The sequence below is a fragment of the uncultured Polaribacter sp. genome, assembly GCF_947497695.1.
Lineage (GTDB): Bacteria > Bacteroidota > Bacteroidia > Flavobacteriales > Flavobacteriaceae > Polaribacter.
Window position 1 is genome coordinate 1 of record NZ_CANMHM010000006.1, and the last position, 24,102, is coordinate 24,102.

The following is a 24,102-nucleotide window of genomic DNA, read 5'->3' on the forward strand; positions in this document are numbered from 1 at the left end:
ATGTTGGTTCTCCAATTACAGGAACAGGAAATGCTATTAGTTTTGGAAATCAAACAGCAGCAGGAACATATACAGTACTAGCGACAAGAACAAGTACTTCATGTACACGAGTGATGTCAGGTTCAGGAATTGTAACGATAAACTCAGCTGATGTTCCTGAAGCAGGAAACAATGGAACATTAACATTATGTACAGGAGATACTCCTACAAATGCACAATTATTAGGTGCATTATCAGGAGAAGATTCAGGAGGTTCGTTCACACAATCAGGAAATGTATATACGTATACTGTAATAGGTGCTGGTGTTTGTTCTACACAATCAGATACATCAACAGTAACTGTAAACTATACAACTGCACCAAATGCAGGAACTGATGGAACATTAGAATTATGTATTGGAACTACTCCAACAACTGCTCAATTAAGAGATGCTTTAACAGGCGAAGATAATGGAGGTACATTTACTCAGACAGGAAATATATACACATACACAGTAAATGGTTTGGGAGGTTGTTCTGGAACAACAGATACATCTACTGTTACAGTAATTATTATTGATTCAGATAAAGATGGTATCAATGATATCTGTGACATTGATGATGATAACGATGGTATTTTAGATACTAGAGAATCTTTTACAGATCTTACAGATTGGACAAGAGGTCCAGGAGCATCAAGAAGTAAAGTAATTACGCCAATAGTTGGCAACACTTTATCAGCAAGCTCAGGTAACGTAGGATGGAATGAATCATATGCAACACCTGGTGTACTTAGCTATGGTTTAGACGTAAATGACGTTAAGGTAACTTTTCAGGCACCTCGTATATCTTACAATATTTTTATGGTTGGTTTAAATGCTTTTCCTAATAGCAATTCTTCATACAGTGATATTAATTATGCAATCTATGTCCATACTAGCAATATCAGAATTTATGAAAGTGGTGCTTACAGAGGTATTTTTGGTTCTATCCAATCTACAGATGTATTAAGTGTTAAAAAAGTAGGAAATACAGTAACTTATTTGAAAAACGATGTTGTTTTCTATACAAGTTTAGTAGCTGCAAATGAAACAGATTATTTTGTAGATACTTCTGTTTATAGAGGGTCAGGAAATATAATAGAGAATATTCAAATAAGTCCTGCATCATTATTAAATGATGATATAGACAACGATGGGATTGTAAATCGTTTAGACATTGATTCTGATAATGATGGTATTCCAGATAACATAGAGGCACAAACTACCTTAGGTTTTGTAGCTCCTTTAGGAATAGATGCAGATAGTGATGGTTTAGATGCTAGATATGATGCAAATGATACAAACATTTCAGCTGCCTCTAATGGATTAACACCAGTAAACACAGATGCTGCTTTTGATACATCAGATTTAATTCCAGATTATTTAGATACCAATTCTGATAACGATGTGTTTTTAGATATTGAAGAAAGTAGAAATCCTTCAATTTCATTAGCATTAGCAGATGCAGATACAGATGGTTTACAAAATAATTTTGATACCGTAATTTTAACTACAGGGACATCAAGTACGAACCCTAATAACAATATTACAAGTCCGATTTCATTTTTCAAAGCTGATGAATATCCAGGTGTAGAACTAAACTATAGAAAATTACCAAAAGATACAGACAATGATAGTGTTGCAGATTATATAGATATAGATGATGACAACGATGGTATTTTAGATACTAGAGAGTCTGTTTTAGATCTTACAGATTGGACAAGAGGGCCTGGAGCAACTGTAAATAAAGTTGTTACACCAATAGTAGGTAATACTTTAAATGCAAACACAAGTAGCTTGGGTTGGAATGAATCTTATGCTTCACCAAGAGTGCTTAGTTATGGTTTAAATATAAATGATTTTCAAGTAAATTTTCAGTCTCCTCGTACATCTTATAATATTTTTATGGTTGGATTGAATGCTTTGACTAATAGTAATTCTTCTTATACTGATATAGAATATGCAATCTACATCAATAGGACTAATTTTTATATTCGTGAAAAAGGTACTAATAGAGGTTTATTTGGTTCTTTTGTATCTACGGATGTATTTAGTATAAAAAAAGAAGGAAATGTAGTAAACTATTTAAAAAACGATGTTGTTTTTTATACAAGTTTAGTCCCTGCAAATGCAGCAGATTATTTTGTAGATACTTCTGTTTATAGAGCAAACGGACCTATGATACAAAATATTCAAATAGATTCCTTTTTACAGTTAGATACAGATGGAGATGGTGTACCTAATCATTTCGATTTAGATTCTGATAATGATGGTATACCAGATAATGTAGAAGCACAATCTACACTAGATTATATTATATCTGCTGCAGATACAGATGCAACTTATTTAGTTAATGATGGTATTAATTCTGCTTATATTGGTGGTTTAACACCTGTTAATACAGATGGAACAGGAAACGAGGATTATATTAATTTAGATGCAGATGATGATGGTGTTTTCGATACCTTAGAAGTTGGTCTTACTATTGATACTAACAATAATGGACAAACAAATGGTACTGTTGGTGAAAATGGAATAGATAATACATTAACTTCAGACAATTATACAGATGTCAATGCTCACATTAACACCCCAAAAACTCTTCCAGATGCAGATAATGATGTTTTAACTTTTGGTGATGTAGATTATAGAGATACTCAGGCATCTGGTATTGCAATGATAACTCAAGTACACCAAACAATTTCTAGTAAAGTAGTAGAAATAACTAACATACACCCTACAAATAGCATTGGACAAGGTAAAATAGGGGTTTATTTATATAAGGATACAAAAGGAAACCAAAGTGGTGTTACACCAAGTTTTACTGCTGTTAATTCTTCAGAAATACTGCCTGGAGCATCATATTTAGTGCCTTTAGATATAGAAGGAGCAGATGATACTATTATAATAGCAGGAACCAACAGTTCAACTGCTAATTTATGGAATGATAGATTAGATTTAGTTACAGATATATCTAATAATAGCTCTTACGTTAGAATTGATGAAATACTAGAGCCAAATAAGAATTTTGAATCTACAGAATGGATAAAGTTTGTAGATGATAGTTTAGATCCTTACAGAGATTTAGCCTCTGGAGGGCCAGAAAGACATCCTCATGCTCCGTTATTAATTGAAATAAATGAGGCAAATAGAGAATCTAATGTTGCATTAGGTACACATAGAATCAACCCAACTTATAGTAAGGATGGTCAATGGCTTAATGGACAGCCAGATATAACAAGACATGTTCAAATTCATGAAAATTATAGTGCATCTGAACAATTTAATGCTAGGCAAATTTCTATAGTTAAAGGTTTTAGATTGACTGTTCGTAATAGTTTGTTGCGTATTCTAGATGATTTAACATTAGATGAAAAAACTTCTCAAATTCGTTTAGAAGGTTCATCTCAGTTAGTTCAAATACATGATGCTAAAAGTAAAGTATCAGGAACTGGTGTTTTACATGTAGATCAAAACTCTACAATAGCAAGTATTTATAGGTATAACTATATGAGCTCTCCAGTAGGTGGAGGTTCTTACACAATTGGTAGTGTTTTAAAAGATGGGCGTTCTCCAACTTCTGCAACTTCATTAGCTTTAGATATTGATTTTATATCTGGAGTAAATGGATCTAGTGGAAAAACAATACAAATTGCAAGTCATTGGTTGTATACTTTTGCAAGTGCAGATGGAGCTTATTCTAACTGGGTGCAAACAAAAGAGAAGGGCGAGATAAAGTCTACAGATGGTTTTATTATGAAAGGTCCAGGAACTGAACAGAATTATACTTTTGTAGGAACTCCAAATGATGGTGATTTAAGAACAGAAATAGGTGCTAAACAAGCCTATTTATTAGGAAACCCATATCCTTCTGCAATAAACACAAAGAAGTTTATAGAAGATAATATAAACTCAATTACCGGTAGTTTATATTTTTGGCAACATGCAGGAGAAAAGGATATAATAAGTTCTAATATAGCTGGCCATAATTATAGTGGTTATATTGGTGGGTATGCAACTAGAAATATCTCTATGGGATTAGCTGCAAGTCAAGTTAAGAGTAACATTAGGGCAGTTACAGCAACAATAGGAGCTGGAACTTATATTGCACCAAGAGCATACATTCCAATTGGCCAAGGTTTCTTTGTAGAAGGAGGTTCAGATGGAGGTCCAATTGTTTTTAATAACAGTCAAAGAGAGTATAAAAGAGAAGGAGAAGAGTCTATATTCTTTAAAACTGAAAACATAAGTAGTACAAATAGTTTTAGTAATAGTTTGCCAATTATAAAGTTAGGAATGAACTATACTACTATAGGAAATAAAGAAATGCACCGTCAAATTGGTGTTTCTTTTAATCCTAACAATAGTTTTGATTATGATAATGGTTATGATAGTGAATTATTTGACCTTTCTAGTTCTGATATGTACTGGAAGTTTCCAAATAATGATGCAAAGTATATTATTGCAGGAGTTCAAGAAATTTCTAACGATTTACAAGTTCCTTTAGAGTTAGTAACTGAAAAAGATGGAGAAATATCTATAGAAATTGATGAGTGGAATTTAGAAGATCAGTTAGTTTATTTATTTGATAAATTAACTAATACCTCTTACCCATTACATGAGCAAGAAGCAGTTTTAAACTTAAATACAGGAGTGCATAGTGATCGTTTTTTCTTAACATTTACAACAAAACAAAAAGCTGTTTTAAGTGTAGAGCAAGATGAACTTTCTGGCGATAATGTTACTATTTATTATAATAGTGCAACTAAAGAAATTAATATCAATCCAAACAATGATGTTCGTGTTCTAAAAGTAGATTTGTATTCAATTTTAGGCCAAAAAGTAAACACTTGGAATTTTACTGATACTTTTAATGATCAAATTAAACTTTCTACAACTTCTTTAGCAAGTGCAGTATATCTTACGAAAGTAACCACAAATAAGGGAGTTTTTTCTAAGAAGTTGGTTGTAGAATAACCCTATTAAATCTTTTATTAGAATAGAAAATGAGGCTTTTTTAAAGCCTCATTTTTTTGTTATATGTTTTGTTGTGTTAGCAGTTTTTTTGATACAATCAATTTTAATGTTTGTTAATAAAAAAACATCTAAATTTATCTGTTTTTAATTCACCATAAATAGATGCTATTTTACAGTTTATAGCTATTTTAGTAGCAATAAAACATTCATAAAATGATTGTACAAGGAAATATTGTAGACATCCAAAACAAGCGAATTTTTAAAGGAGAAATCGAAGTAAAAAGCGATAAGATTTTAGAAATTCGTGAAGCAAATCACAACCAAGAAAACTACATTTTACCGGGTTTTGTAGATGCACATATCCACATAGAAAGTTCTATGTTGGTGCCATCAGAATTTGCAAAAATAGCAGTAAAACACGGTACAGTTGCAACCGTTTCTGATCCGCATGAAATTGCGAATGTTTTAGGGGTAAAAGGAGTAGAATTTATGATTGAAAACGGAAAGAAAGTTCCGTTAAAATTCAATTTTGGAGCACCAAGTTGTGTGCCTGCAACTTCTTTTGAAAGTGCAGGAGCAATCATTAATTCTGAAGATGTTAAAATAATGATGGAAAACCTAGACATAAAATACCTTTCTGAAATGATGAATTATCCTGGTGTTTTGTTTGATGATAAAGAAGTATTAGCCAAAATTAAACATGCAAAAAACAACAACAAACCCATTGATGGTCATGCTCCAGGTTTAAGAGGTAATGATATTACAAAATATATTGCAGCAGGAATTTCTACAGATCATGAGTGTTTTACCCATGATGAAGCTTTAGAAAAGTTGCAAAAAGGAATGAAAATATTAATTAGAGAAGGTTCTGCTGCAAAAAACTTCAACGCTTTAATTGATTTATTACCAGAACATTTTAAAAATATGATGTTTTGTTCAGATGATAAACATCCAGATGATTTGTTGTTAGGGCATATCAATCAACTTTGTAAAAGAGCGGTTGCAAAAGGAATCGATGTTTTTAAAGTATTACAAGTTGCTTGTATAAACCCTGTTAAACATTATAATTTAGAGGTTGGTTTGTTGCAAAAAAACGACTTTGCAGATTTTATTATTGTTGATGATTTAAAAGAATTCAATGTTTTAGAAACGTATATTAATGGAGAATTAGTTGCTAAAAACGGAGAAAGTTTTGTAAAATTTGTTGATTTTGAGGTTTTAAACAATTTTAATACTGATAAAAAAGAAGTAGCAGATTTTAGATTTGAATCATCATCAGAAAAAATTAAAGTTATAGAGGCTTTAGAAGGCGAATTAGTAACCAACCAAATTGAAGTAAGTTCTTTAATTGTTGATGGAAATTTAGTTTCTAATACAACAACAGATATTTTAAAAATGACAGTTGTAAATCGATATAAAAATGAAAAACCTGCCATTGCATTTATTAAAAATTTCGGAATTAAAGAAGGTGCAATTGCAAGTTCTGTTGGGCATGATTCTCATAATATTATTGCTCTTGGAGTTTCTGATGAAGCTATCTGCAAAGCTGTAAATTTAATTATCAAAAATAAAGGTGGAATTTGTGCCATAAACAATTCTCAAGAAAAAATTGTGGCTTTACCAGTTGCAGGAATCATGTCTGATTTATCTGCTGAAGAAATTGGCAAACAATATGCAGCATTAGATAAAATGGTAAAACAAATGGGTAGCAAATTAAATGCACCTTATATGAGTTTGTCTTTTATGGCGTTGTTGGTAATACCGTCTTTAAAATTGTCTGACAAAGGTTTGTTTGATGGAAATAGTTTTAAATTTACCTCTTTGGAGGTTATTTAAATTAGTTTCAGTGTTTCAAAGTTTTTGAGGTGAAGAGTTTTAAGGTTGAGTTTCATTTCAACCAATTGGACAAATCTCATAAAATAGCTAACATAATGCTGAGCAACTTTATGAGATTTTTCCTAAAAAGTCGAAATAACAAATATTATTATTTTAAATATATATTCTTCTAAAATTACTTTAGATTTATGTATTAACAATAAGCTAGCAAATAAGTCTAGCCCTGATTGAACGGCTTGTTTGAGCTCTTTTTTATTTCCTTTTTAGGAATAAAAAAAGCGAGTAGTGAAAGCAGGAAATAGCTTCAAAAAAATAGTACTTTTACCTAAAATATATTTACAATGAGCTTACAGCAAGATTTAGAAAACAGAAGCGGCAACAAATGCGAATTATGTACTGCAACCCATAATTTAGTAATTTATGAGGTAAAACCAACTTCTACTGGTGGAGTAGATGGAAGCTTATTAGCTTGTGAAAGGTGTGTAACCCAAATAGAAAATCCAGAAGATACAGATGTAAATCATTGGCGTTGTTTAAATGATGCAATGTGGAGTGAGTTTAGAGCAGTAAAAGTAGTGGCTTGGAGAATGCTTTCTCGTTTAAGAAATGAAGGTTGGCCAAAAGATTTGTTAGATATGCTTTATTTAGAAGATGATGATTTGCGTTTTGCAAAAGAATCTGGCGATCATTTAGATGAAAGTGATAAGATTATTCATAGAGATGCAAATGGAGCAATTTTACAAGCAGGAGATTCTGTAGTTTTAATTAAAGATTTAAAAGTAAAAGGTTCTAGCATGGTTGCAAAACAAGGAACTGCTGTTCGTAGAATATCTTTAGATCACGAAAACGCAAAATATATTGAAGGCAAAGTTGGCCCTACACAAATTGTAATTATTACTGATTATGTGAAAAAAATGGCAGAAAAGGAGTAGTACTTTTTTTGTTTTTCTTTTTTTTAGATAAAATAGTACTGTTTTTAAATTTATAAAATTTTTACTTATTCATAATTTTTTAGAGTTAAATAGCATCATATGAAAATTATATTTTTTGTGTTAGTTTTTTTTATTTTTTCTTTTATACCTTTTTCTGCACAAGAAAAATTTGAAAAAGAATATAGAGTTAAGTCTGCTAAAGTACCTGAGAATGCTTTAAGAATAATTTTAAAATGGAATTTCCCTAACAAAGTAAAGTGGTTTGCAGAAGAGAGTAATGATGGAAAAACTTTTGAAGCTAAAGCGTGTTTTAAAAAACATAATTATAGTATAGAGTTTTCTGAAAAAGGAGAACTTATTGATGTTGAGAAAAATGTAAACCCTAACTCTTTAACAAAAGAAATAGAAGAAAAAATTGATACTTATTTATATGGTCGTTTTTTGAAATTTAGTAAAAAAAAGATTCAAATTCAATATTCTGGTGATGAAGATAGTCTATACAATACCATTTTTAATATTGATGCAAAATCCAATAGATTCATAAAAAAATATGAACTTGTAGTATTAGGTAAGCAGCAGAAAGAGTTGGCATTGTATGAGTTTTTATTTGATGAGCGTGGACAAGTTTTAAAAGAATTAAAATTTAAACCTACCGATTTTTTAAATTTAGAGTTTTGATGAAAAAAGAAAATTTATTTTTTGTAATGATTTTTATAATAGTTGTAAAAATATCTGCTCAATCTAATTTTGAGGCTGGTTTTTTACCCAAAATTATCTTTTCTACAAAAATTGATGCTAAAACAAAGTGGGTAAATAGTATAGAGTCTAGAACAATTGTTTTTGATGAGACCTATCAATTTTCTCATAATTTGGTAGATCTTTCTTCAATTTATTCTTTAAAATCAGGTTTAAATCATTCTTTTAATTTGGGTTATATTTTGCGATTTCGAGGAAAAGAAACTATTCATAGAACTTTTCAGCACTACAATTTTGTAAGTGATTTTCTTTCTTTAAAAATAGGTAATAGAATTGCTTTCGAACAATTTTATCAAGTTGATGACAATGTTACATTTAGAACAAGATATCAAGCAAGTGTTCAAAAACCTTTAAATGGTGAAAAAGTTGATGTTAAAGAATTTTACCTGAAATTAGGTAACGAATATCTTACAGATTTTAATGATTTAGAAATTAGATTTACGCCTTATTTAGGATATCAAATATCTAAAATAGATAAACTTGAATTTGGATTAGATTATAGGGTTAACGATTTTATTACAAGTACAGCCCAAAATAACCTGTGGTTTAGAACTACTTGGTATATTTCTTTGTAGCAATTAGTTAATTTTATTTGAATAAATATAAAAATTTTCATCGATAGTAAAATTAGAAATTATACTATCTAGGTTTAAATTCTGCCATTCATTTGTGGGGTAAATCCAAGTATTTTCACTGTTAATCTTTGTTTTTAAAGGTATTTTAAAATTAGCGACAATGTTTGTCCATCGATAACTTAATACATCATTCTTTATAGAATATTCTAAGGTTGGTATTTGAATATCTCTTAAATATTGATTAAAAAAGGGATTTAAATCAAACCCAGTTTCTGTAATTAAAAAATTTTCTATTTGCACTGTTGTTACTGTTTGATGATAAAATTGGGTGTTCATTTTTCTTAAAATCATCCGCCATTTTTCATCATTATTTACCAGTTGCCTAAGCGTGTGTAAAAGGTTTCCTCCTTTTGCATACATATCAGAAGAACCCTCATTATTTACATTGTACTGACCAATAATTGGTTGTTTGTTTTTGATGCCTTTTCTAGTTCCAATTACATATTCTGATGCTGCTTTTTTGCCATAGTAATAGTCTAAAAACAAACTTTCAGAATAATTAGTAAAGCTTTCATGAATCCACATATCTGCAACATCTTTGTAGGTAATATTGTTGGCAAACCATTCATGTCCAGATTCATGAATAATGATAAAATCGAATTTTAAACCCCAACCAGTTTTAGATAAATCGCTACCTAAATAGCCTTTTTTATATTGATTTCCATAGGTAACAGAGCTTTGGTGTTCCATACCTAAATAGGGCACTTCTACTAATTTAAAACCATCTTCGTAAAAAGGATATGCACCAAACCAATGTTCAAAAGCTTTCATCATTTTTGGTGCGTCTTTAAAATGTTCTTGTGCTTTTTCTAAATTGTATTTTAGTACAAAATAATCCATATCTAACGCCCCTTTTTCGCCATAAAAAACTTCAGAAAAATGTATATAATCTCCAATATTAAGATTTACACCATAATTGTTAATTGGGTTGTTTATATACCAATTGTAAGTTTTTGTTGTTCCATGATTTTCAATACTTTCTAGTTTACCATTAGAAACATTTATTAAATTAGAGGGAACAGTGACACTAATTCGCATGTTTTCAACTTCATCATACATGTGATCTTTGCAAGGCCACCAAACACTTGCTCCTAAACCTTGGCAAGAAGTTGCTATAAAATGATTGTTGTTTTTGTCTTTTTTCCAAGAAAAACCTCCATCCCAAGGAGCATTAATGGCTTCTTTTGGATAGCCTTCATAATAAACAACGATCGTTTCTGTTTTTCCAATATGTTGTTTTTTAATAAGCTGAACAAAATGGGCATTTCCATTATCAATTACTTTTAATTCTTTTCCATATTGCGTAACTTTTTTTATTTTTAAAGGAGCTTGTAAATCAATTTGTAAAGATTGATGTTCTTTTAAAACTTTATATTTAATAGTGTTTTTACCTGTTATAAATTTTTTATCAGGCATTACTTTAATGTCTAAGTGGTAATAGGTTAAATTCCACCAAATTCTTTCTGGAGTAATACTACCTCTTAAAGTATCTTGTGCTGTAAAATTGTTTTTATTTTTAAAGAGCCCTTGAGAAGTTGTGTTGTTAAAGCTAAAACAGAACAATAAAAGTAAGAAAACGTATTTTTTCATTATTTCGTTGCGTTAAGTTCTGTAAAATACTTATAAAAATAAGGAATTGTTTCTATTCCTTTTAGGTAATTCCATATTCCAAAATGTTCGTTTGGCGAGTGAATGGCATCAGAATCTAAACCAAAGCCCATTAAAATTGTTTTGCTTTTTAAATGTTCTTCAAACAAGGCAACAATAGGTATGCTACCACCACTTCTTTGTGGAATTGGCGTTTTACCAAAGCTAGTTTCATAAGCCTTACTGGCAGCTTTGTAGGCAATTGTATCAATAGGAGTAACGTAACCTTGCCCTCCATGATGAGGTATTACTTTTACAGAAACCGCTTTTGGGGCAATACTTTCAAAGTGTTTTTTAAATAGTTGGGTTATTTGTTTCCAATCTTGGTTGGGGACTAATCTCATTGATATTTTTGCATAAGCTTTGCTTGCAATTACAGTTTTTGCACCCTCACCAGTGTAACCACCCCAAATTCCATTGACGTCTAAAGTAGGTCTAATTGCATTTCTTTCATTGGTAGCATATCCTTTTTCTCCATAAACATCCTCAATTTTTAAAGCATCTTTATAATTTTCTAAAGAAAAAGGTGCTTTTGCCATTTCTGCTCTTTCTTCAGTAGAAAGTTCTTCTACATTGTCATAAAAACCAGGAATGGTAATGTGGTTATTTTCATCGTGTAAAGAAGCAATCATTTTAGTTAAAATATTAATTGGGTTTGCAACTGCACCACCATACAAGCCAGAGTGTAAATCTCTATTTGGTCCAGTAACTTCAACTTCTACGTAACTCAACCCACGCAAACCTGTGGTAATTGAAGGAATATCGTTGGCAATCATGCCTGTATCAGAAATAAGAATTACATCATTGACTAATTTTTCTATATTTCTAGGTACAAACCACGCCAAACTTTCTGAGCCAATTTCTTCTTCACCTTCAATCATAAATTTAACGTTACAAGGTAAATTATTTGTGGATGTCATGTATTCTAATGCTTTAATATGCATATACATTTGTCCTTTGTCATCACAAGCACCTCTTGCAAAAATTGCACCTTCAGGATGAATTGCTGTTTTTTTGATAACAGGCTCAAAAGGAGGTGAAGTCCATAATTCTATAGGATCTGCAGGCTGCACATCATAATGTCCATACACTAAAACTGTAGGTAAGTTTTTATCGATAATTTTTTCTCCATAAATAATTGGATAACCTGGAGTTTCGCACATTTCTACGATGTCACAACCTGCTTTTTTAAGGCTTTCTAAAACAAAATCGGCAGTTATTAAAACGTCTTTTTTATAATCAGAATTTGCACTAATAGAAGGGAATTTAAGAATTTCTATCAATTCGTCTATGAAACGTTGTTTGTGCTTTTTTATATAGGTTTTAATTGTGTTCATTGCTTTTTTTTTAATTTCTACTCAAAAATAGAAAAATTATAATGAACAAGTTTGTAGTTTGCAAGTATTGTTTATATTTGCAGCCCAATATAATTGGAAAAGTTGCAGGCGTGGTGGAATTGGTAGACACGCTAGACTTAGGATCTAGTGCCGCAAGGTGTGAGAGTTCGAGTCTCTCCGCCTGTACAAATTAAAAGCTTCTCATTATGAGAAGCTTTTTTACTTTATTGTTGTTTTTTCTTAAACTTTAGTAACCCCTATTTTCCATATAATAGTATAGTTTTCATTGGGTTTTAAACTTTGTAAGCCTATTTTATTATTAAAACTATCAGAAACGCCAGTTGTTGGTTCTATAGCAATGGTGTTTTTTTTAGGAGGTGTGTAGGCTTGTAAAAAATTTTCTTTTACAGATGATGTAAAATTTAACTGGTATTTTGGAGTGTTGAATTGAACTTTATCTGAATTTAATTGCCAACAATCATCTAACTGTTTGTTTTCTATCTCTAAATTTATGTTAGCATTTATGGTTTCAGTACCTGTTGTAATATTTCTATTGCCAATAATTAGTTTTTTATGGCAATCAAAATGCAAGGTAGATTTTGCTAAATTATTACTTTTAAAATAAGGATGCCAACCCAAGGTAAAAGGAAAGGTTTTAGTGTCTGTGTTTTTTACATTTAACTGTAAGCTTAAGCTATCATTATTAAAAATATAAGTAACTTGAATTGCATAGGTATAAGGAAAACCACTATTTTTATTTTCTTCTATATATTCTAAAGTAATGGTTGCAGAATTTTGTAAAGTTTGCTGTTTTATTACTTTAAATGTTTTATCATACACAAAACCATGTAATGCATTGTTTTCTTCTTGTTGATTGGTTACAAGTTGAAAATCTTGATTATTAAAAGAATATTTACCATCTTTTATTCTGTTTGCAAAAGGAAATAAAATTGAAGAAGCATAGGTAGAATTGTATTCTAAAGGGTGTAAATCTTGAATAATTTGCTCTTTATTTAAAGTTAGTTCTTGTAAACTAGCACCTAAGTTTAGGTAAATTTTACCTAAAACACCAGCGTTACTATTTTTAACTTCTAAAATATTTGTTTTATGATTGTGATTGATGGTATACATTTTTTATTAGGTTTCTTGTAGTTTCTATTTTTTTGTCAATATTATTTCTTCAAAATTTTCACTTTTTTCTGCGGCGTCAAATAAATGCTGTGCAGTTTTTGGTGGAGTTGTTAGTTTTCTTTTTGATAAATCAATCCAAGCTCCATATACTTTTACAATTGCCGATAATTGACCAGCTTCATTAAAAATTTGATGTATAATTTTCCAACGTTCTCCGTTTTTTGACAAGCCTGCCAATTTAAAATCTACAGTAATATTTTCTCCTAAATGAATTTCTTTTCTAAAAGAAGTTTCTTCTGTAAATAAAATAGGACCAATATTGTGTTTTGTAAATTCTTCTATAGAAAAATTTTGATCTTTAAAATAACGCACTCTTACTTCTGCAGCATAATCATTATAAGCTGTGTGACGCATGTGTCTGTTAGGATCAAAATCTGCCCATTTTGTTGCGAAGGTAACTTTAAAACTCATTTTTTAGATTTTTTTTAAGTACTGTTTTAGTAAAATTTAGCCAAAGTAATAATTAAAATACAAAGGAAAAATACCGGAAAATAAGCTGCTTTAAAAAGTTGATTCTCATTATAATCAAAAACAACAACTTTACTTTTGGCATAAGTAATAAGATTCCAGGTAGCAAGAATAATCATACAATAGGTTACAAAATAAAAATATTCCATATAAATTAAATCTGCTGTAATAATTTCTCTTCTCATATCAATATGTGAAAAAATTAGTACAAAGAAAAATGCAGCCATAGCTTCAATAATACCTTGTCTTTCGTTTGTTTTTCCACTAGCAATTAATAGAATAAACATCATAATTAAAACCACAAAAATGGGAATTAAATACGTTACAAAAGTGTTGAATAGAATACGTCTTAATTCAATATTAAAATGCAAAGTTGGTACCTCTTCAAACAATGTTTTATCACTAAAACCAAAATCGGTATCATAAGAGGCTATAGAATAGTTAAAATAACTTTTCATAATGTTGTTTCCAGATACTTTTATTTTTGGGTTTAAACCTGGTTTTTTGGTAGGATTGGTAAACTCATAACTTGCTAAATCTGGAGTAAAAATTAAATGATCTTCATAATCAATAGGACTAATTTCAAGATTTATATGCCTTTTATCAAACGGAAAATTGGTGTAGTTTAAGTATTGTTGTAGGGTTACTCTAAAATCCCATCCAACTAATAAATAATCATCAGTGCCAGAAATTCCTTTGATTTCTTTTCTATAAGTTTCTTCAATAAATGAGGCTTCTGCAAAAGGCGAAGTTTGTGGTAATCGAAAACCAATTTTAACTTTGTCTACTAGTTCTAAAGGATATTTTTGCCAAATTGTACCAGAAATGTTTACATTATAACTATTTTCAAAAGCCATCCGTTCAATAAAAATACCTGTGGGAACGCTTGTTTTTTTAGGTTGTTTTAAATTTTCAAGTCGTGTTTCTTGTTGATTTACAAAACTACTTAAACTAGCTAGGTCTGATATTACAGGGCTTTCTGTTGTATTAATTTTTCTACTTCCTGTATGCTGTAAATAGCCAATTAAACAAATATTAAAAATTAGTAAAATGGTTGCAAGTATGCTAAGTTGCCATATTTCTTGTCTATCTAAATAATCTTTATTGAAATAGATGGCAATCATCATCAGAAAAAAAGCAGATAAAAGTAATGCTAATTTAATATAACGTTTGTTTAGGTTAGAATTGTTTCCTAAAAGTTCATTTTTAGAAAATGACAATCCAATTCCCCAATTATTAGATGGAATTTTATCATAAAAAAAAAGTTCGGTATCTTGGCCATTAGCAGATTGAAATTCTACGTTTCCAGCTTTTCCTGCTTGTAAATTTTGATACGCAAATTTTAAGGTTTCATTTTCAAGAGAATTACTAATGGTTTTTATATCGATTTTACCTATGTAATCGTTTACAGGATGTGATAAATAAGTGCCTTCTTTAGAGGTAATAATTCCATAACCAGTTTTACCTAAACTAAGAGAAAGGATCAGGTTTTTAAATCCGCTAGTTACAAAACTCATGGTAATTGTTCCTTTAACTTTACCTTTGTTTGGTCCTGTTTGATGGTAAAAAGGAATTCCATAGTCAATATACCAATCTTTTGCAGCTTTGGCATAATAAGGTTCTACCCATTTTGCACCTTGGTCTCTAATATCTGTATACCAAGCTGTGCCCTCTAAAGTTTTATCTGTATAATCGTAACTTTTACCAACTTGTATTGTGCTGTTAGTTCCTTTGTTGTAATATGGGCAGTATAATTTTTTATCTTTAGAAAAAGCATAAGGTTCATAACAAGCAGTAATGCCCTGTAAAGCAGTAATTTTTTTAGAAGAGGTTTTAAGAATGCTTAGGATTTGATTTTCTGTATAGGTATTAGAACCAAAATCTTTTGCCAATTTAGTACCTTCATTTACAATTTGTATTAAAATTGTATCTACTTGATTTTTAAGAGAATTCATGGTTGTTAACCCTTTTTCTGCTACAAATTTATTACGTGCTTTTTTAAAGGTGTATAACTCATAGGTGTTGTATATCAATCCAAAAAAAAGAGCAATTGCAATAAAGTAAAAGATTCTTTTAAGCATAATTGTGTTTTTAGATTTTCTAAAGCAGAGGATTTTGAGCTAAGATACTTAAAAAAGATTTTTTTAAATATAAAAGCCTGATCATATGAAAACATAGTATCAGGCTGTTTTAATTATGTATAAAAAAACTAATCTTTTGCAAATTGGTTTTTAGGGTTGATTTTTAATTCACTCAAAACATTTAAAGCTTCATAAACATACACATCTTTAGATAAGTTTTTATGCCATGCAATCCTTTTATCGCCTAAAACAGAATCTTTTTTAATAAGTGGTATTTCATAATCAGGAGAATTAAAAGTTAAATCTGATTTATAATCAAAAACCGATTTGAATTTTTCAGCACCTTTTTCTTCTAATTTATTTTCTTCAGAGAAAATTTTATAGTTTAAAGAATAAGAAGTTTTGTCTTGTTTCTTTTTTAACCATTTTGCATATTCATTTATCAATTTAAATTTTGAGTCGTTAGCAATTCTTTGTTTACTGTTGTTAATTACTTCAGAAAAATTTTGGTAAGAATTGGTTTGTACATAATCAGCCTGTTTTACTTTGTCCCAAACCAGGGCACCATTTAAATCTCTTTCTCCAAATTTCATATAACTAAATCTATTTGGCAATGCAATGTCTGAATATACACCTTCTATCTGTGTAGAACCTCCATTAATTCTGTAAAATTTTTGAATGGTCATTTTAATATAACCAAGGTCTTTATCATACTTAGTAAACCTATTAATTGGCATTATGCTTTGCACAGTACCTTTTCCATAAGTTTGGTTTCCTCCAATAATTACAGCTCTTTTATAATCTTGCATTGCAGCAGCAAAAATTTCTGATGCAGATGCAGAAAATTCGTTTACTAAAATAACTACAGCTCCTTTCCACTGTGTTTTAGGATCTGTATCTTTTTTTATAATTGGCTTTTCGCCTCTATATTTAACTTGTACAATAGGACCTTTGTCAATAAATAAACCAGAAATTTCTATGGCTGTTTTTAAAGAGCCACCACCATTATTTCTTAAATCTATTAATAAGCCAGTAACGTTTTGTTTTTTTAAACGTTCAATTTCTTTTTCCATATCTTTTGCAGAATCTCTATAGTCTTTCTCATCAAAACTAATGTAGAATTTTGGTAAATCTATAATTCCGTATTTTTTACCATCTTTTTCTACAATACTAGATTTTACAAACGTTTCTTCTAATTCTACAACATCTCTAATGATAGAGATAATTTTTTGAGAACCATCTAACTTTTTCTTAACGGTTAGTCTAACCTCAGTTCCTTTCTTTCCTTTGATAAATTTTATAGCATCAGATAAACGCATACCAACAATATCTAAAGGTTCTTTATCTCCTTGTGCAACTTCTAAAATAACATCACCAGGTTCTAAGCTACCCTCTTTCCAAGCAGGCCCACCAGAAACCAGTTCAAAAATTTCTGTATAAATTCCTTTTTTTTGTAATCTGGCTCCAATTCCTTCTAATTTACCAGACATATCTTGGTCAAAACGTTCTTTTATACTTGGTGCCATATAAGTTGTATGTGGATCAAAAGCACTTACAACACTGTTTAAAAAGGTAGAAAACCAATCGTCATGCTCAAGCTCTTCAATTCTAACATACAGCTCGTCCATGTTTTTAAGAACTTCTGCACGTGCATCTTTTTCTAATTCTGCAAAGTTTTTTGTTTTGTAATTTTTATCTTTTTCTACTTTACTTTTTTGCTTTTCAATTTTATCTTGAATCCTTATTAAGGTGCTTAATTTTAATTGTTTACGCCAATAATTTACCAATTCTTTTTCATTTTTAGCAAATGGTACTTCCTCATAGTCAACATCAATCGTTTCTTTGTCTTTAAAGTTGAATGGTTTTTTTAATATTGTTTCGTAAAGAGATTTTGCTATTTTAATTTTATCAATAAACCTACCATAAACTAAATTATAAAAAGAAAGGTCTTCATTTAACAATTGGTTATCAATTTTATATTTGTAAACAGAAAAATCTTTAAGATCTTTTTGAGTAAAGTATCTTTTACTAGGGTCTAAACCATTTATAAACTCTTTGTAAACATGTTCAGAAAAATTATCATTCATATCTTTTACAACAAAATGGCTACGAGTAAGAATATTTCTAAGAATATAAACTAATATTTTATCTTTTTCAGGATCTGTATTGATAACAGAATCAGCTGCTTTGGTTTCTATACTGTTTACAAATACAAGAATAGTTAATAGTAATAGGGTAATTTTATATTTAATTTTCATAAACTTTTAGTCGTTTTTCTTATTCTATAATTACTTTTCTACTTTAATAAGTTTACTAAAATAGTGCCAAAATTTTAAAGTATCTCTTTTTTTTGTTTTTATTTCTGATAGTACTCTTTGCATTATCTGTAAAAAGACTGTTTTTATACAATGTTACGTAAAAAAGTAAAAACTCATTCTTTACAAAATGTTAAAAACGAATCGTATAAAATCAATTATATTTGCTTAAAATAATTCAAAATATCGACTTTAGTATTTAAACTGAAATCTATCTTTTTTTTTGAATTTTAAACAGACAAGTATGCAAGATAAACCCTTAATATTAATTACAAATGATGATGGAATTACTGCTCCTGGTTTAAGAGCTTTAATTAGGATCATGAATAAAATAGGAGAGGTAGTTGTTGTTGCACCTGATAGCCCACAAAGTGGAATGGGACATGCAATTACTGTTGACAATGTTTTAACTTGCAATCCTATAACTATTGATGAGGGACCTCAGTTAGAATATACCTGTTCTGGTACACCAGCAGATTGTGTAAAAATGGCAGTTAATGAAATTTTAAATAGAAAACCAGATTTGTGTGTTTCTGGTATAAATCACGGGGCAAACTCTTCTATAAGTGTTATTTATTCTGGTACAATGAGTGCAGCTATTGAAGCAGGAATTGAAGGTGTGCCTGCCATTGGTTTTTCTTTATTAGACTACAAATGGCACGCAGATTTTAAACCAGCAGAAGAATATATTAAAAATATTACTTTAAATGCTTTGTTAAACGGAATTCCTGAAGGTATTGTTTTAAATGTAAATATCCCTAAATTAAATAAAGAAGAAATTAAAGGCGTTAAAATTTGTAGACAAGCAAATGGGTATTGGAAAGAAATTTTTGACAAACGTAAAAACCCAATGGGTAAAGAATACTATTGGCTTTCTGGCGAGTTTGTAAACAAAGACAAAGGGCAAGATACAGATGTATTTGCTTTAGAAAGTGGATATGTTTCTGTAGTACCTGTTCAGTTTGATATGACTGCACATCACATGATTCAAAAATTAAACGCTTGGGAACTGTAGTTAAGAATGTTTTAATTGGAGTTTTTGTCTCTCTATTTGCAACTTTTGGAGGCATTTTTGTGTATTTAGAATATATCTCTAGATATGGATTTTATGAAACGATTGATTTAATTATCGAAGGAAAATTATATGGAAAAGTAATTTCTTTAGCGGCAATTCCTAATTTATTTGTCTTCTTTATTTTTATCAAAAAGAAACAAGACAATTGTGCAAAAGGAGTTTTATTGGTTACTATTTTAATTGCGTTAACAACCTTAGTTTTAAAGTTTTTCTAACTTAAAAATATGAAATATTATATTATTGCAGGTGAGGCTTCAGGAGATTTACATGGATCAAATTTAATGAAAGCATTGTATACAAAAGATGCAAATGCTGAGATTAAATTTTGGGGTGGAGATTTAATGAAAAATGTTGGTGGTACTTTAGTAAGTCATTATAAAGAAAGAGCTTTTATGGGCTTTTTTGAAGTTTTAATGAACCTAAACAAACTATTGGTTTTTATAAAGTTTTGTAAAAAAGATATTGAAAATTTTAAACCTGATGTAGTAGTTTTTATAGACAATTCTGGTTTTAATTTACGGATTGCAAAATGGGCTAAAAAAGCAGGTTTTAAAACCAATTATTACATTTCTCCTCAAGTTTGGGCAAGTAGAGCAACCAGAGTAAAAGCAATAAAAAGAGACATTGATAAAATGTTTGTAATACTACCTTTTGAAAAAGAATTTTACAAAAAATACAATTATAATGTAGCGTTTGTTGGGCATCCTTTAATTGATGCCATTGCAGATAGAAAACAAGTAAGTGAAATTGCTTTTAGAAAAGAACATTGTTTAGACGATAAAAAAATAATTGCACTTTTACCAGGAAGTAGAAAGCAAGAAATTACAAAAATGTTATCTGTAATGTTATCTTTAATGGATGATTTTTCTGAATATCAATTTGTAATTGCAGGTGCTCCAAGTCAAGATTTTAATTTTTATAAAAATATTATTGGCAACAGAAACGTTGCTTTTATCAACAATAAAACTTACGATTTGTTAAGTATTTCTTATGCAGCCTTAGTTGGTTCTGGTACTGCAACCTTAGAAACGGCATTGTTTAAAGTACCACAAGTTGTTTGTTATAAAGGAGGCTTTATTTCTTATCAAATTGCAAAGAGAATTATTACGCTAAAGTTTATTTCTTTGGTAAACTTAATTATGGATAAAGAAGTGGTTAAAGAATTGATTCAGAATGATTTTAACAAGAAAAACTTAAAAACAGCATTGACCAATATTTTAGATGATTCTTATAGAGAAAAGTTGTTTTTAGAGTATTTTGAATTAGAAATAATTCTAGGAGGAAAAGGAGCTTCTCAAAATGTAGCTCAACAAATTGTTAACGATTTAAAAAAAATATAAATTGAAAAATGTAGCGTTTTTATTTATTGTTTTTTCATTTGTAATGAGTGCTTGTTCATCCTCTAAAAGTGTTGTAAAAGCCAATAAAAATAACACAACTAAAGTTGATAAAATAGTTACGAATGCTCTTCAATATAAAGGTGTTTCATATAAATATGGAGGAACAACAAGGCAAGGAATGGATTGTTCTGGGCTAATTTATGTTGCTTATGGAAGTCAAAATGTTCAGTTGCCAAGAGTTTCTAGAAACATGGCAAAAGCAGGAAGAAAAGTTGCTGTAAGTAATGTTAAAAAAGGCGATTTACTTTTTTTTAAAACGAACAAAAATAGTAATACTATAAACCATGTTGGCTTGGTGGTTTCTCATAAAAACGGACAAATACGTTTTGTACATGCATCCACTTCAAGAGGTGTTATTGTATCTACTTTATCAGAAAAGTACTGGAAAAATGCGTTTGTAAAAGCGACTAGTATTTTATAACTATATCATTAATTTTCATTCATTTTTTTTTATGAATCTTTAAATAGTCTGTGGATTTATTTAAAGGCTTTAAAATTTTGCCACGAATTCACGAATTATTCTATGATTTAGTCTAAATTAATTTCACAAATTTAGAAAACCAAAGGTTTTTATTTGTGAAATTAAAGTTGAAAATAGTTATTCAAAATAATTGAGGATTAAAAATTTGTGAATTCGTGGCAATGTAAAAGTATGAGTTTGCCTAGAAAAGCCTTTGGGTTTATCCAAAGAAAAGAAATGTTAAATTTCAAATTGGCTTTAGCCAAATTCTAACACCCATTTTAGGTAATTTTTTTAAAACTTTATACAGGTAATTGATGACTTTTTATTGATAATTTCATCTTGTTACAATATTAAACTTATTTTCATTAACTTTATCATGCTATGAAAAGGTTACTGAATTACTTGCCCTTGCACTTTGTTGTGCTTGGTGTTTTTGGAATATGCCTCCAGTTTTTTACGTGTTTTTGGTATTTTAACTTTGGTGAAACAATCTTATTGTTAGGTTTTTTAACGTTGTTGATTTTGTTTGTTAAAAACAACATTTTTAGAACATTCACTTCTTTAATATTATTCTTTTTTATTGGAGTTTCATCAGTTTACATTAATGATGACCGTAATTACGAATCTTTTTATAAGCATCATTTAAAAGAAAATTCACTAGTAGTTTTACAGATTCATAAAGTTTTAAAATCGGGGAATTATCATCAAAAATATGAAGCCAAAGTTCTTAATGTTGATGATGAAAAAACAACAGGAACAATTCTTTTGAATATTAAAAAAGACACTGTTTTTAAAGTTCTAAATGTAGATGCTAAACTACTTTTAAAACCTGTTTTAAGTGAGTTGACGCTACCTTTAAATCCACATCAATTTAACTACAAATCATATTTAGCAAAACAAGGAATTCATCATCAGATATTTATAGAAAATAGTCAGTTTTTAACACTAAACTCTAAAGAAAGAACACTGTTTGGTTGGTCTGCCAAATTTAGAAATCAAGTTCAAAAATCACTCAAAAAACACAATTTTAAAGCTGATGAATTAGCAGTAATCAACGCTTTATTGTTAGGACAAAGACAAGATATTTCTAAAGAATTAATTACAGATTACCAAAGAGCAGGAGCAATTCATATTTTAGCAGTTTCAGGTTTGCACATTGGTGTATTAATGTTGATTTTATCATTTCTTTTGAAACCGATAGAAAGCATAAAATATGGTCGATTTTTAAAAATGCTACTCATTGTTTTTTTATTATGGATGTTTGCATTTATTGCAGGTTTGTCTGCATCAGTAGTGAGAGCAGTGACCATGTTTACTTTTTTAGCCTTTGGATTGTCTTTTAAAAGAAAAAACGTAGTTGAATTTTCATTTATTTCTTCAATGTTTTTTTTATTATTGATACAGCCAATGTTTCTGTTTGATGTAGGTTTTCAATTGAGTTATTTAGCTGTTTTTGGCATACTTTGGATACAACCAAAATTGTACAAACTTTACACTCCAAGGTTTTTAATTGATAAGAAAATTTGGGAATTATTTTCAGTTTCAATAGCTGCACAAATAGGCATATTTCCATTAAGTATTTATTATTTTCATCAATTCCCTGGTTTGTTTTTAGCTTCAAACTTGGTTATTATTCCTTTCTTAGGTGCTATTTTAATTGGTGGAGTTTTTGTAATTATTACTTCACTTTTAAATATTTTGCCTCAATTTTTAGCCAATTTTTACGGAACAATTATTTCTTGGATGAATGGTTTTGTAAGTTGGGTTTCTCATCAAGAAAAATTCTTGTTTAAAGAGATTTCAATCTCATTCAATTTTATGATTTGTTGCTATGTTTTTACTTTTTTAGGGATTCTTTTTTTAATGAATGTATCAGCCAAAAAAATGATCTATTTTTTAATTTCTATAGTTTTAATTCAAGGTGTTTTTCTGTTAGAATCGAATGAAAAACAATCAAAAAAAGAAATTATTATTTTTCATAAAAGCAGTCATACTTTAATTGGAAACAGAATTGGAAAACAACTTTTTTTACAACATAGTTTAGATAGTTTGCAATTTAAAAATGAAAATAGTATCAAATCTTACAAGATAATAGAAGGTGTGAATGAGGTTCATCAAACGAAGTTTAAAAACTTAATAAAGTGCTCAAAAAAAGAAATTTTGTTAGTAGATAGTTTAGGTGTTTATGCTGTTTCTGGCTTGGTAAATCCAATTGTAGTATTGCAATATTCACCAAAAATAAATGTATCAAGATTGATACAAAAAATAAAACCATCGCAAATTATTGCAGATGGTTCTAATTATAAAAGTGATATAATTCGTTGGGAAAGTATCTGTTTTCAAAACAAAATCCCTTTTTATTATACTGGTATAAAAGGAGCGTTTATTCTAAAATACTAATTTGCAGGTACTTTAAATTCTGGCTTAAATGCATTACTGTAAGCTTCAAATTTTTCTTTAGTAGTAATGTTTTTATATGCTTCGCCTTTGAACAATTTTAAATACATTTCTAACTGATTAGGGCCAAAATAACCTCTTAAAGGCATTACTAAATCTCCTTTTTCGTTCATAAATACAATGGTTGGATATGCATTAATGCCCATAAACCTTGCAAATCCGTGAGAACTGTTTCTGCTATTTGCTTTTGATGCATCATAATTAGGATTGTTGTAAGATTTTCCTTTATAATTTAGAGTTTCATTGCCTTCTCCATTAAATTTTACTGCGTAATAATTTTCATTGATAAAAGTGGCAACATCTTTGTTTTGAAAGGTGTTTTTATCTAACATTTTACAAGGACCACACCAATTTGTGTACACATCCATAATAATTTTTTTAGGATTTTCTTTTTGCATTTCTAACGCTTTTTCTAAAGTAAGCCAATTTACTTTTTGTGCTTTTGTATGGATACTAAAAGTTAAAATTGCTAAAAGGAGTATTGATTTTTTCATCTTTTTATTTCTTAAATT

At 29.4% G+C, this 24,102-nt stretch carries 17 protein-coding genes and 1 tRNA gene; 11 read left to right on the forward strand and 7 right to left on the reverse strand.

What is annotated here, in order from left to right:
• The 5 genes from Q0731_RS08030 to Q0731_RS08050 all read left to right on the forward strand — a co-directional run.
• The coding region (locus Q0731_RS08030; RefSeq protein ID WP_299062372.1) for a T9SS type A sorting domain-containing protein at nucleotides 1-4,997 on the forward strand (4,997 nt) is incomplete at its 5' end.
• A gap of 213 nt (nucleotides 4,998-5,210) precedes the next feature.
• Nucleotides 5,211-6,833: an adenine deaminase gene (gene ade, locus Q0731_RS08035; protein WP_299062374.1), complete on the forward strand. Its 1,623-nt coding sequence runs from the start codon at nucleotides 5,211-5,213 to the stop codon at nucleotides 6,831-6,833.
• Between the two features lie 341 nt (nucleotides 6,834-7,174).
• Nucleotides 7,175-7,765, forward strand: a complete 591-nt coding sequence (locus Q0731_RS08040; RefSeq protein ID WP_299062375.1) for an alkylphosphonate utilization protein — start codon at nucleotides 7,175-7,177, stop codon at nucleotides 7,763-7,765.
• A gap of 99 nt (nucleotides 7,766-7,864) precedes the next feature.
• Nucleotides 7,865-8,443 (forward strand): hypothetical protein, encoded by a 579-nt coding sequence (locus tag Q0731_RS08045; protein WP_299062377.1) that lies wholly within the window; start codon nucleotides 7,865-7,867, stop codon nucleotides 8,441-8,443.
• The gene (locus Q0731_RS08050; protein ID WP_299062380.1) at nucleotides 8,443-9,096 is read left to right on the forward strand and encodes a DUF2490 domain-containing protein; all 654 of its coding nucleotides are present in this window, start codon (nucleotides 8,443-8,445) and stop codon (nucleotides 9,094-9,096) included. The genes Q0731_RS08045 and Q0731_RS08050 overlap by 1 nt, the downstream gene beginning before the upstream one ends.
• A 3-nt stretch (nucleotides 9,097-9,099) precedes the next feature.
• Here Q0731_RS08050 and Q0731_RS08055 read toward each other — a convergent pair whose 3' ends face one another.
• Nucleotides 9,100-10,746, reverse strand: coding sequence for a M1 family metallopeptidase (locus Q0731_RS08055; RefSeq protein ID WP_299062383.1), 1,647 nt, complete (start codon nucleotides 10,744-10,746; stop codon nucleotides 9,100-9,102).
• Nucleotides 10,746-12,140 (reverse strand): dipeptidase, encoded by a 1,395-nt coding sequence (locus Q0731_RS08060; protein ID WP_299062386.1) that lies wholly within the window; start codon nucleotides 12,138-12,140, stop codon nucleotides 10,746-10,748. The genes Q0731_RS08055 and Q0731_RS08060 overlap by 1 nt, the downstream gene beginning before the upstream one ends.
• Nucleotides 12,141-12,244: 104 nt before the next feature.
• Here Q0731_RS08060 and Q0731_RS08065 point away from each other — a divergent pair.
• Nucleotides 12,245-12,326, forward strand: a tRNA-Leu gene (locus Q0731_RS08065).
• 54 nt (nucleotides 12,327-12,380) lie between these two features.
• Here Q0731_RS08065 and Q0731_RS08070 read toward each other — a convergent pair.
• The 4 genes from Q0731_RS08070 to Q0731_RS08085 all read right to left on the reverse strand — a co-directional run bounded on the left by Q0731_RS08070 (nucleotide 12,381) and on the right by Q0731_RS08085 (nucleotide 18,138).
• Complete coding sequence (locus tag Q0731_RS08070) at nucleotides 12,381-13,271, reverse strand: aldose 1-epimerase (protein WP_299062389.1); 891 nt, start codon at nucleotides 13,269-13,271, stop codon at nucleotides 12,381-12,383.
• Between the two features lie 24 nt (nucleotides 13,272-13,295).
• Entirely contained in the window at nucleotides 13,296-13,742 is a 447-nt protein-coding gene (locus Q0731_RS08075; RefSeq protein WP_299062392.1) for a thioesterase family protein, read from the reverse strand.
• A gap of 26 nt (nucleotides 13,743-13,768) precedes the next feature.
• A complete protein-coding gene (locus tag Q0731_RS08080) occupies nucleotides 13,769-15,880 on the reverse strand; it encodes a cache domain-containing protein (RefSeq protein WP_299062395.1) in 2,112 nt (703 codons plus the stop codon).
• Nucleotides 15,881-16,008: 128 nt separating this feature from the next.
• Nucleotides 16,009-18,138, reverse strand: coding sequence for a carboxy terminal-processing peptidase (locus tag Q0731_RS08085; protein ID WP_299062398.1), 2,130 nt, complete (start codon nucleotides 18,136-18,138; stop codon nucleotides 16,009-16,011).
• A 301-nt stretch (nucleotides 18,139-18,439) separates the two neighbouring features.
• Between Q0731_RS08085 and surE the strand changes: the two genes are divergently transcribed.
• The 5 genes from surE to Q0731_RS08110 all read left to right on the forward strand — a co-directional run bounded on the left by surE (nucleotide 18,440) and on the right by Q0731_RS08110 (nucleotide 23,533).
• A complete protein-coding gene (gene surE / locus Q0731_RS08090) occupies nucleotides 18,440-19,210 on the forward strand; it encodes a 5'/3'-nucleotidase SurE (RefSeq protein ID WP_299062401.1) in 771 nt (256 codons plus the stop codon).
• Nucleotides 19,198-19,485, forward strand: a complete 288-nt coding sequence (locus Q0731_RS08095) for a hypothetical protein (RefSeq protein ID WP_299062404.1) — start codon at nucleotides 19,198-19,200, stop codon at nucleotides 19,483-19,485. Before surE ends, Q0731_RS08095 begins: the two co-directional genes overlap by 13 nt.
• Nucleotides 19,486-19,494: 9 nt before the next feature.
• On the forward strand, nucleotides 19,495-20,610 hold the full coding sequence (lpxB, locus tag Q0731_RS08100; RefSeq protein WP_299062407.1) for a lipid-A-disaccharide synthase: 1,116 nt from the start codon (nucleotides 19,495-19,497) through the stop codon (nucleotides 20,608-20,610).
• Between the two features lies 1 nt (nucleotide 20,611).
• Nucleotides 20,612-21,091 (forward strand): C40 family peptidase, encoded by a 480-nt coding sequence (locus tag Q0731_RS08105; protein ID WP_299062409.1) that lies wholly within the window; start codon nucleotides 20,612-20,614, stop codon nucleotides 21,089-21,091.
• Between the two features lie 423 nt (nucleotides 21,092-21,514).
• On the forward strand, nucleotides 21,515-23,533 hold the full coding sequence (locus Q0731_RS08110; protein WP_299062412.1) for a ComEC/Rec2 family competence protein: 2,019 nt from the start codon (nucleotides 21,515-21,517) through the stop codon (nucleotides 23,531-23,533).
• Here Q0731_RS08110 and Q0731_RS08115 read toward each other — a convergent pair.
• A complete protein-coding gene (locus Q0731_RS08115; RefSeq protein WP_299062415.1) occupies nucleotides 23,530-24,084 on the reverse strand; it encodes a thioredoxin fold domain-containing protein in 555 nt (184 codons plus the stop codon). The genes Q0731_RS08110 and Q0731_RS08115 overlap by 4 nt on opposite strands.
• Nucleotides 24,085-24,102 lie beyond the last annotated feature (18 nt).

What these genes read in the sequence shown, in the direction of transcription:
- ade (WP_299062374.1), top strand. Translation starts at nt 5,211, where the DNA reads ATGATTGTACAAGGAAATATTGTAGACATCCAAAACAAGCGAATTTTT.
- Q0731_RS08040 (WP_299062375.1), top strand. Translation starts at nt 7,175, where the DNA reads ATGAGCTTACAGCAAGATTTAGAAAACAGAAGCGGCAACAAATGCGAA.
- Q0731_RS08045 (WP_299062377.1), top strand. Translation starts at nt 7,865, where the DNA reads ATGAAAATTATATTTTTTGTGTTAGTTTTTTTTATTTTTTCTTTTATA.
- Q0731_RS08050 (WP_299062380.1), top strand. Translation starts at nt 8,443, where the DNA reads ATGAAAAAAGAAAATTTATTTTTTGTAATGATTTTTATAATAGTTGTA.
- Q0731_RS08055 (WP_299062383.1), bottom strand. Translation starts at nt 10,746, where the DNA reads ATGAAAAAATACGTTTTCTTACTTTTATTGTTCTGTTTTAGCTTTAAC.
- Q0731_RS08060 (WP_299062386.1), bottom strand. Translation starts at nt 12,140, where the DNA reads ATGAACACAATTAAAACCTATATAAAAAAGCACAAACAACGTTTCATA.
- Q0731_RS08070 (WP_299062389.1), bottom strand. Translation starts at nt 13,271, where the DNA reads ATGTATACCATCAATCACAATCATAAAACAAATATTTTAGAAGTTAAA.
- Q0731_RS08075 (WP_299062392.1), bottom strand. Translation starts at nt 13,742, where the DNA reads ATGAGTTTTAAAGTTACCTTCGCAACAAAATGGGCAGATTTTGATCCT.
- Q0731_RS08080 (WP_299062395.1), bottom strand. Translation starts at nt 15,880, where the DNA reads ATGCTTAAAAGAATCTTTTACTTTATTGCAATTGCTCTTTTTTTTGGA.
- Q0731_RS08085 (WP_299062398.1), bottom strand. Translation starts at nt 18,138, where the DNA reads ATGAAAATTAAATATAAAATTACCCTATTACTATTAACTATTCTTGTA.
- surE (WP_299062401.1), top strand. Translation starts at nt 18,440, where the DNA reads ATGCAAGATAAACCCTTAATATTAATTACAAATGATGATGGAATTACT.
- lpxB (WP_299062407.1), top strand. Translation starts at nt 19,495, where the DNA reads ATGAAATATTATATTATTGCAGGTGAGGCTTCAGGAGATTTACATGGA.
- Q0731_RS08110 (WP_299062412.1), top strand. Translation starts at nt 21,515, where the DNA reads ATGAAAAGGTTACTGAATTACTTGCCCTTGCACTTTGTTGTGCTTGGT.
- Q0731_RS08115 (WP_299062415.1), bottom strand. Translation starts at nt 24,084, where the DNA reads ATGAAAAAATCAATACTCCTTTTAGCAATTTTAACTTTTAGTATCCAT.